15 protein-coding genes are annotated in these 12,669 nt (G+C 36.2%); 4 read left to right on the top strand and 11 right to left on the bottom strand.

Annotated elements, in window-relative coordinates; genetic code table 11:
* Positions 1-141: 141 nt before the first annotated feature.
* Both CKV67_RS05350 and CKV67_RS14610 read left to right on the top strand, forming a co-directional pair.
* Positions 142-336, top strand: coding sequence for a DUF3884 family protein (locus CKV67_RS05350; protein ID WP_095075138.1), 195 nt, complete (start codon positions 142-144; stop codon positions 334-336).
* Between the two features lie 136 nt (positions 337-472).
* The gene (locus CKV67_RS14610; protein ID WP_155522408.1) at positions 473-619 is read left to right on the top strand and encodes a hypothetical protein; all 147 of its coding nucleotides are present in this window, start codon (positions 473-475) and stop codon (positions 617-619) included.
* A gap of 501 nt (positions 620-1,120) precedes the next feature.
* Here CKV67_RS14610 and CKV67_RS05345 read toward each other — a convergent pair.
* Positions 1,121-1,477 carry a VOC family protein gene (locus CKV67_RS05345; protein ID WP_014092511.1) on the bottom strand — a complete coding sequence of 119 codons (357 nt, stop codon included), beginning with the start codon at positions 1,475-1,477 and terminating at the stop codon, positions 1,121-1,123.
* A gap of 64 nt (positions 1,478-1,541) precedes the next feature.
* The gene (locus CKV67_RS05340) at positions 1,542-2,315 is read right to left on the bottom strand and encodes a helix-turn-helix domain-containing protein (protein WP_025279865.1); all 774 of its coding nucleotides are present in this window, start codon (positions 2,313-2,315) and stop codon (positions 1,542-1,544) included.
* A 135-nt stretch (positions 2,316-2,450) separates the two neighbouring features.
* Between CKV67_RS05340 and CKV67_RS05335 the strand changes: the two genes are divergently transcribed.
* Positions 2,451-2,744, top strand: a complete 294-nt coding sequence (locus tag CKV67_RS05335; RefSeq protein ID WP_025279864.1) for a transposase — start codon at positions 2,451-2,453, stop codon at positions 2,742-2,744.
* Positions 2,745-2,881: 137 nt separating this feature from the next.
* Positions 2,882-3,133, top strand: coding sequence for an IS3 family transposase (locus tag CKV67_RS14965; protein WP_111124696.1), 252 nt, complete (start codon positions 2,882-2,884; stop codon positions 3,131-3,133).
* A gap of 327 nt (positions 3,134-3,460) precedes the next feature.
* Here the strand turns inward: CKV67_RS14965 and guaA are convergent, their stop codons facing one another.
* The 9 genes from guaA to CKV67_RS05280 form a co-directional block, all read right to left on the bottom strand.
* Entirely contained in the window at positions 3,461-5,017 is a 1,557-nt protein-coding gene (guaA, locus tag CKV67_RS05320; RefSeq protein ID WP_014092508.1) for a glutamine-hydrolyzing GMP synthase, read from the bottom strand.
* 129 nt (positions 5,018-5,146) lie between these two features.
* On the bottom strand, positions 5,147-5,551 hold the full coding sequence (locus tag CKV67_RS05315; protein WP_025279862.1) for a PTS sugar transporter subunit IIB: 405 nt from the start codon (positions 5,549-5,551) through the stop codon (positions 5,147-5,149).
* A 59-nt stretch (positions 5,552-5,610) separates the two neighbouring features.
* On the bottom strand, positions 5,611-5,919 hold the full coding sequence (locus CKV67_RS05310) for a putative quinol monooxygenase (RefSeq protein WP_014092506.1): 309 nt from the start codon (positions 5,917-5,919) through the stop codon (positions 5,611-5,613).
* 12 nt (positions 5,920-5,931) lie between these two features.
* Complete coding sequence (nadE, locus tag CKV67_RS05305; RefSeq protein ID WP_014092505.1) at positions 5,932-6,756, bottom strand: NAD(+) synthase; 825 nt, start codon at positions 6,754-6,756, stop codon at positions 5,932-5,934.
* A gap of 11 nt (positions 6,757-6,767) precedes the next feature.
* On the bottom strand, positions 6,768-8,258 hold the full coding sequence (locus CKV67_RS05300) for a nicotinate phosphoribosyltransferase (protein ID WP_025279861.1): 1,491 nt from the start codon (positions 8,256-8,258) through the stop codon (positions 6,768-6,770).
* Between the two features lie 117 nt (positions 8,259-8,375).
* Complete coding sequence (tagD, locus tag CKV67_RS05295; protein ID WP_014092504.1) at positions 8,376-8,759, bottom strand: glycerol-3-phosphate cytidylyltransferase; 384 nt, start codon at positions 8,757-8,759, stop codon at positions 8,376-8,378.
* A gap of 64 nt (positions 8,760-8,823) precedes the next feature.
* Entirely contained in the window at positions 8,824-9,975 is a 1,152-nt protein-coding gene (locus CKV67_RS05290) for a CDP-glycerol glycerophosphotransferase family protein (protein ID WP_014092503.1), read from the bottom strand.
* Between the two features lie 12 nt (positions 9,976-9,987).
* Positions 9,988-11,142, bottom strand: a complete 1,155-nt coding sequence (locus CKV67_RS05285; RefSeq protein WP_014092502.1) for a CDP-glycerol glycerophosphotransferase family protein — start codon at positions 11,140-11,142, stop codon at positions 9,988-9,990.
* A 21-nt stretch (positions 11,143-11,163) separates the two neighbouring features.
* The gene (locus CKV67_RS05280) at positions 11,164-12,537 is read right to left on the bottom strand and encodes a glycosyltransferase family 2 protein (protein WP_014092501.1); all 1,374 of its coding nucleotides are present in this window, start codon (positions 12,535-12,537) and stop codon (positions 11,164-11,166) included.
* Between the last annotated feature and the right edge of the window lie 132 nt (positions 12,538-12,669).

Here is a 12,669-nt window from a genome sequence, read left to right as displayed (position 1 = left end):
CTCTCTTTTGATGTTATTGAGAGTCCATACTTTCAGATTTATTATATCATTCACAAATATAATTGCTAGAAAAGTGAAATAATAATCCATCAAAAATCAAGGAGGAATTACAAATGGCAAGATTAAAGAAAACAGCAAAAAATTGATAATTTTTTCATACCTAAAGTTTATCAAGTACGATTCATAAAAATAGAGCCAATTGAACTTGATGATTTTTCGGAATTGAAGGAACTTGGCGATTGGCTAAGTCACTCAACCCACATTTTGGGTTGCCCTTCTAAACCTCAGAAAAAAGCTTTTGAAGATAAGTTTTTTGAGATTACAAATTTATATTAAAATATTTTATGACGGTGAGGGTGTTGGTATATTTGCTCCTGGATGGAGACAGTCGATTAATTTAAAAGAATAACAAAGTATTTATAAGCTAAATGGAAATTTGATAGTTTAATCTCAAAATTGGAGATGTCTTTATATGATTGAAGACAAAGATTTTATGATACGACATTTTAAAACGTTTTCAGAAGCGATAGCCAGTGTTTTGGGAAAAGAAGAAGCAAAAGAGTTTCTTTTATTAGAGGCTGAAAAAAGTCGAAAAGAAGAATCCTCTGGTAGGAAATAGCTTTTGTCTTTTATCTACACGAAAAAGCAATACTCGAGAATTATTTTTCTCTGACGCATTGTTTTTTAGTATTTTCATTAAAAATGATAAACTTATACTAGACAAATATGCAATAAGTTATGCTATTACTCATTTTTCTAGGTTAGCAAATGCATATACGTCGCCATGACTTCTTGTTAGTTGGTATAGGTGAAAGTGCACTCGTTATTAAAAATCTAAAAGGAGCCCTATCATTCAATCCTCCTAAAAATCAATATATAGCAATTATGCTTAAAAGTGTGCATTTACTGTGCATGCGCTTCAAACTCTTCATAAAAAATCCCATCCCCTTAATAAATAAGGATTTGAGAATTTCCAACAACTATTCCCATTCTGTCTAACTGGGCAACAGAAAGAATCATGTCAAAATTATATTTTACTCCACTTAAACATTATTTCTAGCATTTAAAAACGACGAATCATTTATCCGTCGTTTTAGAATTATATAAGCACCGTTTAAATCTATTCTTGAGCGTATAACCAATAGAGCGATAACTTATTGCCATCTAGATCAGAGAAATCAAAGTATCGAATGACACCTGGTACATCCTCTATCACCTCGTCAACTATTACTCCAAGTGTTTTTAAACGTTCAAATTCTGTTTCTAAATCTTCCACTTCTAAACGTAAAATGTTCTCTGAAGCATTAATTTTTTCTTCGAACAGTTGAATCCAAACTGAACCAATTAGATATTCAATAACTCCTTCAACAGGAATAAGTTTCTCATCACTCATAAGAAGTTTTTCATACCAACTTGCAGATTCCTCCAAATTACTTACTGGTAGACCAACAGTGATACTCTTTACATTTAAACTCATAAGCATTTCCTCCATTTCATTAACTTACAATTATTTTATCATTTCAAGGTTAAATAATCTTATTCTAGATTGTGTTTTTTAAGTAAGAGATTAAAAGTTTCCCCACATTAACTAATATTGGTGGGTCTTCTGGTATTGGTTCTCTCAGCTTAATCGTGTAACTATTGCCAGAACATTTTGGAAAAGATAACCTTCCATCTTCTTTCCCCCTTAAACTATTGCCTAAGTTAAAGTAAGATAGAATATTATTGGAACAGCTTATCGCACAAGCTAATAAATAATAGTCTCCGCTTGGAATATTTTTCAATTTATTTCCTATTAAATTTTTACTGGCTAAACCAGATATAGGCATGTGATTCGGTATAAGTGTACGGAAAATCCCAATAAATATGATTCCCTTTTCAAATCCATCCGGTACTTCAATATTTACTGTACAAAAAGAATGATTCTTTTCTTCAAAATGCGCTATCGACTTATCCTTATCATCTTTTTCAAAACTTTTAACATCAAAAAAAATTTCACTCATTTCATTCATGTACTTTTTAGGAGAACTACCTGTATATTTTTTAAAAGTGTTCGTGAAACTACCACTACTTTCAAAACCTGAATGTTCTTGTAGATCGATTACTCTCTTGTCTTCATCAAGTTTAATAATCGCTTTTTCAACTTTTAAACTAGAGAGTAATTCAACAACACTGAATCCATTTATTTCTTTAAATTTCCGGCTAAAGTGATGTTTATCATAACCAAAGTGAACAGCAATTTCCTCACTTGTCATTTTTCTACTAACTGCTTCTTCTGAAATGAAAGATAGAATTTCAGTCATCTTGGTCTTCATTTTTACCCCTCCTTCGCAGAGTACTATTTTCTAAAAATCGTAGTAATAAATAAACTATATCAACCACTTAGTTTGCTGGGGCTATGGCACATTTTTCTTGACTATCAGTTACATTACCGGAAGGAATGAACTCTATTGAGAAAAACATATGATTGTGAATTTAAACGGAAGATTTCTCAAGATATTCTTGAGAAGAAAGTAACTATCAAGAGAATTTCTGAAGAATATAATATCTCTCGTCCAACAATTTCTCGGTGGGTTTCAGAATATCATCGATACGAAAAAAAGGCTTTTGCCGGACAAGGAAAAAGATTACCTGATAAAGCAGATTTCTACATTCTTGAACAGGAAAATAAACGGCTAAAAGAGGAAAATGAAATTTTAAAAAAGTTCAAAACGTCTGTGAAGCAAAAAAGTAGTTCATTTTGAGTTTGTTTACAAATATCATCAACAATATTCAGTTCAAGCTTTGTGCAGGATTTTTAATGTAAGTAGGAAAGGATATTATTTGTGGCGGAATCGTTTCCCAAGTGAGACTCAACTCCGCCATAATTTTTTAAGAGAAAATAGTAAACGAGTGTTTCTGTAAACACAAAGGTCGATATGGATCCCCAAGAATCGCTCAACAGCTTTACGATGAAGGAATCGAAACTAATAAACGTGTTGTGGCTGTCCTAATGCGTGGAATGAATTTATGCGCAAAAGGAGTTCATCGACGCAACTCTTCTTATGGAAAAGCAATTGAAGAAATAGTAAAAGAAAATTTATTGAATCGACAATTTGAAGCGAAGAAAATAAGTAATCTAACTGACTGTTGACTAAACTGTTGCAGGTCCCCGTTAAAAGACTAAAAGAATGTGAAATAGAAGATTTATTCGAAGCAGATGTCTTAAAAACTGAACTTGCTGGAAAAATATTTGAAAAATCCTAAAAAATTTTTAACACTACTGAAAATTATGGGAAAAATTTTTTCTCTAAATATGTATCCAATAACTACGAAAATATAAATTTTGAAAACTTTAGACCTCTATTAAATGCCATTAATCAAATAGTAACTAAATTAATGATTAATTATTTTATGTTACAAACACAAAGAAATAGCCCAAAACCCTTTTAAATATGGATTCTAGGCTTTCTTTTTTAGTCTACTCCCACTCCACCGTAGCAGGCGGTTTACTCGTAATATCATAAACAACCCGGTTCACATGAGCTACTTCATTCACGATCCGCACCGAAATCTTCTCCAGCACATCCCACGGAATACGAGCCCAATCCGCTGTCATCCCATCAATACTCGTCACCGCACGAACAACCACTGTATGGTCATACGTTCTTCCGTCACCCATAACACCAACGCTACGGATATTTGGAAGTGCTGTGAAGTATTGCCAGATTTCGCGTTCTAAGCCGGCTTTTTTGATTTCTTCTCGTAAAATATAATCAGAATCACGAACGATTTCTAGTTTTTCTTCGGTGATTTCGCCAAGTACGCGGATTCCAAGACCTGGACCTGGGAATGGTTGGCGCCACACGATTGCGTCAGGCATGCCAAGTTCGGTTCCTAGAGCGCGAACTTCATCTTTGAAAAGCGTATTCAGTGGTTCGATTAGTTTAAATTGCATATCTTCTGGTAGGCCGCCAACGTTGTGATGTGATTTGATTGTTTGGGCGGTTGCTGTACCACTTTCGATAATATCGGTGTAAAGTGTTCCTTGTGCGAGGAATTCTACGCCATCTAGTTTGTTTGCTTCGTCATCGAAAACGTAAATGAATTCGTTACCGATAATTTTGCGTTTTTGTTCTGGGTCAGAAACGCCTGCTAGTTTGTCCATGAAGCGTTTTTTCGCATCTACTTTGATGATGTTCATATTGAATTCACCTTGTAGCGTCGCCATTACTTGGTCTGCTTCACCTTTACGAAGCAAGCCGTGGTCAACGAAAATACAGGTTAGTTGGTCGCCGATCGCTTTATGGATTAACACACCAACAACAGAAGAATCAACGCCGCCTGAAAGAGCTAGCAAGACTTTTTTGTCGCCAACGATTTCTTGGATTTTAGCGATTTCAACTTCGCTAAAGTTTTCCATTGTCCAGTCACCTTTACAGCCACAGATGTTTAAGGCAAAATTCTTCAGTAGTTCGTTTCCGTATTCAGAGTGACGTACTTCTGGATGGAATTGTACACCATAAAGTTGGCGAGCTTCGTCAGCAATTCCCGCAATCGGGCAAGATGGGCTTGTTGTCGTTACTTCAAAGCCAGCTGGTTCTTTCACTACTAAGTCACCGTGGCTCATCCAAACTACTTGATCAGTTGGTAATCCGGCAAATAAACGGTTAGGTACTTCTACATGGATATCTGCTTTTCCGTATTCACGGTCTTTTGCTGCTTCTACTTTTCCATCAAAATGGACAGTCATTAATTGCATACCATAACAAATTCCTAAAATCGGAATGCCCATGTCAAAAATTCTTTCATCAGCACGGAAAGCGTCTTTGTCGTATACGCTGTTTGGTCCTCCTGAAAAAATAATTCCCGTTGGATTTAGTGCTTTCATTTCTTCGAGAGTGATAGTATGCGGATGTAATTCACTATACACACCGAAATCACGGATACGGCGCGTAATTAGTTGATTGTACTGGCTACCAAAGTCTAGAACGATAATTTTCTCTTGCTCGGTAAAGTCTTTCATAATTTTAAACAAAACCACCCTTATCTATAAAATGAAACCGCAAATTTGCGGTTACTTCACGGTACTAATAAGAAAAGGACAAATCACTTGTCCTTTTCATCTTCTTTCATTTTAACGTGTCCCCTCTAAAGTTGCAACACCTTATTTGGAATTTTTCTGGTCTATCAGCGCTAAACCTTGGACGAGAATCTTATCGCCGCGCATTCGACCAAAATCAAGGGAATCAATATTGGCACAAGGAATCGCTAGTTCCCCTAAAACTTCTTCTACTGTTTTATACATGTATTTTACTTGTGGCGCGACTAGCACTGCATCGACTTGTTCTTTATAATCGCGGAATTTCCCAGCCGTTATTCCGCCAACGGGACCCATTACAACAACTAAATCCCGCCCGCCAAAGTTTTCACGGAAACGATCTTTATACTTCACATCTTCTGGAAAAACAAGTATAGCATCCAATCCTTCTGAAACCGCACTTTTTACCACATTTTGTGCCATTAAGCTGGAAGTCACTCCTCCAGCGCAGACAATCATTAATGTTTTCAACTTCATCCCTCCAAAAAAATGATTCTGGAAAATCCCAGAATCATTCTTATTTTGCGTGTTTACATTCCTTTGCCACCAAGGATATCTAACTCTTGAATTCGTTTAACTTCCTTGATTAGCGGTTTTGCTTTTTGAATCATGTTTTTGACAGAAATGTTATCTAAGGAAGCTTCGTGGTGCCCTTTGTCGACCCAGATTTCTGAAACAAAAATGGTATCTGCTTCTGTCTCAGAAACACTAACGATATACTGGATGCACGTATTATATTCTTCCAAACTTTCTGCTGCTTCAAGCAACATAGTCGCTAACTGATCTCGCTCTCCAGGATGTGTATAAAATGCCGTTAATAACCCATAACCAACTTTCATTTAAACAACCTCCTATTTCCAGAAATCATCAAATATCGTTATTGCCATATGGCGCTTATGCTCGGTTTTGATAAACCAGTTTTCGATTTTTGCTGCTGCTTCGGCTGGAACCGTTTTGCCTTCCAAGTAATCATCAATTTGATCGTAAGTAACACCTAGCGCTACTTCATCGGGAAGGGCTGGTTTATTATCTTCTAAATCAGCAGTCGGTTTTTTCAAATATAAATGTTCCGGACAACCGAGTTCTTTTAGAAGGGCCTTGCCTTGTCGTTTGTTTAAACGAAATAGCGGATTAATATCTGTTCCACCATCGCCATATTTTGTATAAAAACCAGTAACTGCTTCTGCCGAGTGATCTGTTCCAACGACTACACCTTTATTCATTGCCGCAATCGCGTATTGAACTTTCATCCGTTCGCGCGCTTTCTCATTTCCTTTAGCAAAATCAGACAGCTCCACGCCTGCTTCATTAAGAGCTGCCACACTCGCATCCACAGAAGCTTTAATATTGACGGTCAGTCTGTTGTCCGGTTGCATAAAATCAAGGGCATCTTGACGGTCCGATTCATCTAGTTGAGTTCCGTATGGTAAGCTCACCGCGAAAAACTGATATTCCTCGTCAGCCGTTTCTGAGCGAAGTTCACTTATCGCCATTTGTGCTAGTTTGCCTGCTAAAGTGGAATCTTGCCCACCAGAAATCCCAAGAACAAAGCTTTTTAAGAACGGATGCTTTGTTAAATATGCTTTTAAAAAATCGACACTTTTTCTAATTTCTGCTTGTGCATCAATCGTTTCTGCTACTTGCATATCTGCTAAAATTCTGTTTCTGATTTCCATTATCATTCCTCCTAAAACGGCATATCTAATTCTACTGGTGAATGAAGCTGTACACTTTTGCGGACTTTTTCGATATTGCGCATTTTGTTTTTCCAACATTTGACACTTAAATCAACTGGGTATTGCTCCGGGCGCACCGTACGTTTATACTCATCCCAAAGCAGCGCCAGATTTTCTTCTTTATAGGCTTTAATTTCGTCTAAAGTTGGCATTTCATATACTAACTCACCATCTTTAAAAATTGGTACGAGCAGCTCACGGGCAGTAAAGTTTTCCACCGTTTTCATGATGTACGTATGCACTGGGTGGAACATCGTTAACTTATCGACGTTTTCAAGGGATTCATCAGCCAAAGCAATATAGTCCCCTTCTGCTTTTAAGCCTTCTTCATTGGTAATAATGCGGTAAACTTTTTTCTTACCTGGTGTCGAAACTTTTTCTGTATTACTGGAAAGTTTAATTGAGTCTTGTAAAATATCATTCTCATCCGCAATAGCAGCCATTTTATAAACGGCTCCAAGTGCTGGTTGGTCGTAGGCAGTAATTAGTTTTGTACCAACACCCCATGAATCGATTTTCGCTTTTTGAGCTTTTAATGACAAAATCGTATGTTCATCTAAATCACTAGAAGCAAAAATCTTCGCTTCCGTGAAACCAGCATCATCTAACATTTGGCGGGCTTTTTTGGATAAGAAAGCCATGTCTCCACTATCTAAACGAATGCCGATAAAGTTGATTTTGTCTCCCATTTCTTGTGCTACTTTGATCGCATTTGGAACTCCAGATTTTAAAGTATCGTATGTATCTACTAAGAAAATGGCATCAAAATGTGTTTTAGCATAGCTTCTAAATGCTTCCAGTTCATCACGGTAAGCTTGAACCATCGCATGAGCCATCGTACCAGACACCGGAATGCCGAAAATCTTCCCGGCGCGAACATTACTCGTTGAATCGCAACCACCGATATAAGCCGCCCGTGTTCCCCAAATCGCTGCATCCATTTCTTGGGCACGTCTCGTTCCAAATTCCGCAAATGTTTCGTCTTCAATGACAGAACGAATTCGTGCGGCCTTTGTCGCAATTAGCGTTTGGAAATTCACAATATTAAGCAAAGCTGTTTCAATTAGTTGTGCTTCTGCCAGGCTTGCTTCGACTTGTAAGATAGGTTCTGTTTTAAAAACAAACTCGCCTTCTTTCGCTGCAAGAATATTTCCTTTGAATTTAAATGTTCGTAAATATTCTAAAAATGGGCCGTCAAAACCAAGCTCATCCTGCAAATAAGCAATATCCGTTTCCGTAAAACGTAAATTTTGCATATAATGAATAATTCGTTCTAGTCCAGCAAATACAACAAAACCTGAATCAAATGGCATATCTCGGAAAAAAACTTCAAATACCGATCTACGCTCATGAAGTCCATCGTCAAAATACGCTTTCATCATATTTAGTTGATATAAGTCTGTATGTAGCGTGAGACTATCATCTTGAAATAAATTTGTCATTTCTTTTGCTCCTATCGTAACTGTTCTTATTAGTTATCATTTATACATAATAATAGCACAAAACAAGTCTACCACCTAATAATCAAACATTACTGGAGTACTCATTTTGTGCCGCTACTATTTTAAATCATCTTTTATCTTTGAAGTAGAGATTCCGTCTGTACGTGGTAAATAGACCACTTCGCAATATGGTTTTAGAAAGTCAAATTCACCTTCCCAATCATCTCCCATTACAAAAATATCAATATCACGATTTTGTACGTCTTCTAGTTTTTGTTCCCAGTTGCTTTCTGGGATTACTTCATCCACATATCTTATCGCTTCTAAAATCAGTTTACGGTGCTCAAAGTTATGGTATGCCTCTTTATGCTTGATTCGATTGAACTCGTCTGTTGAAATTGCGACAATCAAATAATCTCCAAGCGCTTTAGCTCGTTCTAATAAACGAATATGCCCCCAATGAATTAAATCAAATGTGCCATATGTAATTACTTTTTTCATCAGCCCACCTACTTTCTTTAGTAGTATAACAAGAAACAAAAAAATTCTCTACTGGTTAGCAGTCCTACTTTTCTAGTCGTTCTTTTAAAAGCGAAACAAATCGTTCGCTGGAAGACCCATCTGAATATTTATTCCATTTCAAAGCAAATTGACGAACTTTTTCTAAATCGAAGGATGCCTTTTTAATCTCTTCAACAAGTTCTGCAGTTGTAAAAGCACAGTTACCTGGAATCGTTTCTAAAAAGCTATCTGAAAGGCCTCGCACTTTATCATATTCTTGTAAATCATACGTATAAAAAATCATTGGCTTTTCAAGTAGCGCGAATTCAAATGGAATAGACGAATAATCAGTAATTAAAATATCCACTACTGGAAGCAATGTTTCGATTGGCGTTTCTTTATCTGCATACACGACAAACTCATCCGTCAACTTTTCTAAATCATTACTAATCGATGGATGTAATTTTAAAATCAGCTGATACTCGTCGCCAAGTGCTCGTTTCATCTCGGCAACATCTAAATGCAAACTCATGCTGTGTAGCTCATCATCACGAAAAGTAGGCGCATATAATAGCTTTTTTTTATTCGAAAGTTTTAATGATTTAACTGTCCAATCATAATTCACTTTCAATTTCTCTTCATCAAAAAAATAATCTGTCCTAGGAACTCCTATTTTCAACATCTGCGCTTCATCTAGCAAAAAGGACTTTTGAAAAATAGTTGCCATTTCATCTGAACCAACAACTACATTGGTAAAACGTTTGTAAACGGCTTGGAATCGTTTCTTATCTGCCGAATATCTTTTTTGTGCTGCTTTATCTTCCCAGCCAAACTTCTTAAGTGCTCCATTCGCATGCCAAATTTGAATGCAAGAAGCGCCATGTCGTAATTTCACTCCAGCTAATTCCACAAAATAATTGTCGGTTACAATCACTTTGGCGGTGTTAAGATGATACATCAGTGGAATAAATTGAGCGATATTTTTAGGCTTTAACTTCAAGAAGTCTAGTGAAAAGTTCGTTACTTTTAAGCGTGGATCATAGAAAACGACTGTATTCGGAGTAACTTTATCAAGCTCCATTTGTTTTAGAATAGCGGCGGGGTTCTCTTCAAAACTGATTAGAAAAACCACTTTTTGCTCCACAGGAAAAAGCCTTGCCAAACAGCCAATTACTTTAACAGCTAACATATAAATAACTATCGCTAGTTTCTTCACTTTTTCCACCGCCTATTTTTCAGCAAAAACGATATTCACTGTTTTTTCTGCCGCATGCCCATCTTCCCAAGTACAAAATTGCTCTAAAAAGCTATTCTCTATTTGAGGCGGATTGACAAGCATTTTATGAAGCTCATCCATTAATTGCTCATTCGTTTCCACTAGCGGACCGGGAGCATTCTTTTCAAAGTCAAAATAAAAGCCACGAAGCGTATCACGATATTCAGCTAAATCATACGTATAAAATAACATCGGACGGTTTAAATTAGCATAATCAAAAAATACAGAAGAGTAATCGGTAATGAGCAAATCACTCACCAAATATAAATCTCGAATATCTTCGTGATTTGACGCGTCACGAACAAAATCTCCATATTGAGCAAAATCAAAATGCTCAGCAACAAGATAATGCATCCGAACAAGTAGCACCACTTCATCCCCGAATTTTCCTTGCATTTGAGCGATATCGATTTTCAAATCAAATTTGTATTTTCCTGCTTCATAAAAATCATTATCACGCCAAGTTGGTGCATACAAGATAACTTTCTTTTCTTCAGGAATATTTAACATTTGCTTGATATTAGCCATTTTCACTTCTTTATCCGCACTAAATAAAATGTCATTCCGCGGATATCCTGATTCTATCATCTCACCGGTAAATCCAAATGCTCGTCTGAAAATCTTACTAGAATAAGCATTGGGCGCAATTAAATAATCCCATTTCTGCGCTTCTTTTACAAAATCTGCTTTATACTGTTCTGTTGTTTGTCCAGGCATATGAACTTCATCAATGTCGATTCCAAGTTTCTTCAAAGGGGTCCCATGCCAAGTTTGCACATAAATTGTTTTTTTGGGTTTCGGTAGTTCTAACGGCAAACGGCTATTAGAAACCCAATATTTTGCTAGCCCCATTTTGAATAACCACCTTACCGAAAAACGCGTCACATAAGGGACACCATTCGCTTTAAACAGTTCGACATATTTTGGATTCACACTCCAAAGCAACTCGTACTCCGGATTATTCTTTTCCATATATTCAAAAATCGCTCGAGGATTACAACTATATTGTTTTCCAGAAAAACTTTCAAACATGACTAATTGTTTTTGTCGAGGTAAAAATCCCACCAACCTAAATAGCAGATAATATACCTTTTGTATTAACTTCATCAGGATATTTCCTCCCACCCTTTATTTAAAATCTCGCTTTAATTTGATATTTCGTTTTACTTTTCCAAATAAACTATTCATAACACGCAACTCTACAATAGAAGTTTTTTTCAGCTGGTCTTTGTAGTAAATGACCACTTTATTTTGAAATGGCTTTAGTTTAAAAACAGCTCTTTCCATGCTCCCCGCTTCTCTTACAACAATATCCCAAATTTTTTGGTCAGACTTACGAGAAATTAACTTCGCAGCTATTTCACCAAAACTTGTATCAAGAACAAATTGACCTTCATTTGGTAATGACTGACGCTGTTCCTCTAAAAGAAGTTCCACAACAGCTGGCTTACCCAATCGATAAACTTCCCTTACACTAACAAGCGGAATTTCATTTAATGGTTCTGTTTCAAACTGTACTGGCCAACCTTGCCGCATAATCGAAAGCATCATTTCTTTTACTACAAGTGGTGTATCCAGTGCCAATATCGTAGTAGCTCCAACACATTTCAATATTTGTTGCAATTCAACTACAAAAGTTCTTTGCTCAGCTTCACTTAATACTTCTTTAAAATAAACATTTTCTTTATAAAAAAACAACTTTGCATGGTAAGCTATTAGGGTTTTTATGTATGGAATTACTGTTCCAAATTCTGCTTCGGAATTTGTTATATAGGTTTGATACACCTTCTTAAGAAATGGCGTATATCTTTCTGAATTTTTCCAAGAAGAACTTACAAGCGATCCTTTCTGCTTCATATCTCGATAATAATAATAACCCGCATCTGCAATTAAACCATATGTTCGATGTTTTAACAAAAATTGTGTAATTAAAAGCTGATCTTCCCCAAAATAAAGCGACTCATCAAACGAAAACTCTTTCAAACTTTCAAAACGCAAAAAAGTCCCGCCAATATAAAAATGAATTGCCTGTGGTTCTTCCTCAATATTCACTACTCGATTTCCATCTTTAAAACGATCATTTAATTTATGTGGTGCAATTTTTTGCTTTTTTCCAAAATCGTCTAAATAATAAAACGCCGGCACGACCATGTTTACTTCCGACTGATTCAAAAAAGCAGCAATGTCATCTAACATATTACTCGATAAAATATCGTCTGCATCTAAAAATCCAACAAAATCAGTATTTTCTCGTACATTATGTATTCCAATATTTCTTGCTTTTGCAGGTCCACCGTTTGGAACTTCTAACAAGCGAATATTATTAGGATATTTTTCCGCGTAACGCTTGGCAATCATCCCACTACCATCTGTACTCCCATCATTAATAAGCAGTATCTCCACATGCTTCAAAAAACTGTAGGACTGCTTAATAATACTATCAACGGATAAACCCAACCGTTTTTCTGCATTGTAAAAAGGAATTATAATCGCAAATTTCATTCTATTATCCTCTCCATATAAAAGCTGGGAAGTTTAGGATAAAGCAAATGATTGTCGAATAAATTCGAACAGCTTGCTTCCTAAATCAACTTTAGCAAACAATTGTCATTAGCTTATGGCCTAAACTCCCCA

The sequence above is a fragment of the Listeria ivanovii subsp. ivanovii genome, assembly GCF_900187025.1.
GTDB classification, from domain to species: Bacteria; Bacillota; Bacilli; order Lactobacillales; family Listeriaceae; genus Listeria; species Listeria ivanovii.
Note: the sequence above shows the minus strand (reverse complement) of the source record. Positions and strands in the feature narration are given on the sequence as shown.

Bases quoted from the DNA above. Each gene is read 5' to 3' on its own strand.
- nadE (WP_014092505.1), bottom strand. From the start codon at position 6,756: ATGGAAATCAGAAACAGAATTTTAGCAGATATGCAAGTAGCAGAAACG.
- CKV67_RS05285 (WP_014092502.1), bottom strand. From the start codon at position 11,142: ATGAAGTTAATACAAAAGGTATATTATCTGCTATTTAGGTTGGTGGGA.
- CKV67_RS05340 (WP_025279865.1), bottom strand. From the start codon at position 2,315: ATGAAGACCAAGATGACTGAAATTCTATCTTTCATTTCAGAAGAAGCA.
- CKV67_RS05280 (WP_014092501.1), bottom strand. From the start codon at position 12,537: ATGAAATTTGCGATTATAATTCCTTTTTACAATGCAGAAAAACGGTTG.
- tagD (WP_014092504.1), bottom strand. From the start codon at position 8,759: ATGAAAAAAGTAATTACATATGGCACATTTGATTTAATTCATTGGGGG.
- CKV67_RS05345 (WP_014092511.1), bottom strand. From the start codon at position 1,477: ATGAGTTTAAATGTAAAGAGTATCACTGTTGGTCTACCAGTAAGTAAT.
- CKV67_RS05310 (WP_014092506.1), bottom strand. From the start codon at position 5,919: ATGAAAGTTGGTTATGGGTTATTAACGGCATTTTATACACATCCTGGA.
- CKV67_RS14610 (WP_155522408.1), top strand. From the start codon at position 473: ATGATTGAAGACAAAGATTTTATGATACGACATTTTAAAACGTTTTCA.
- CKV67_RS05300 (WP_025279861.1), bottom strand. From the start codon at position 8,258: ATGACAAATTTATTTCAAGATGATAGTCTCACGCTACATACAGACTTA.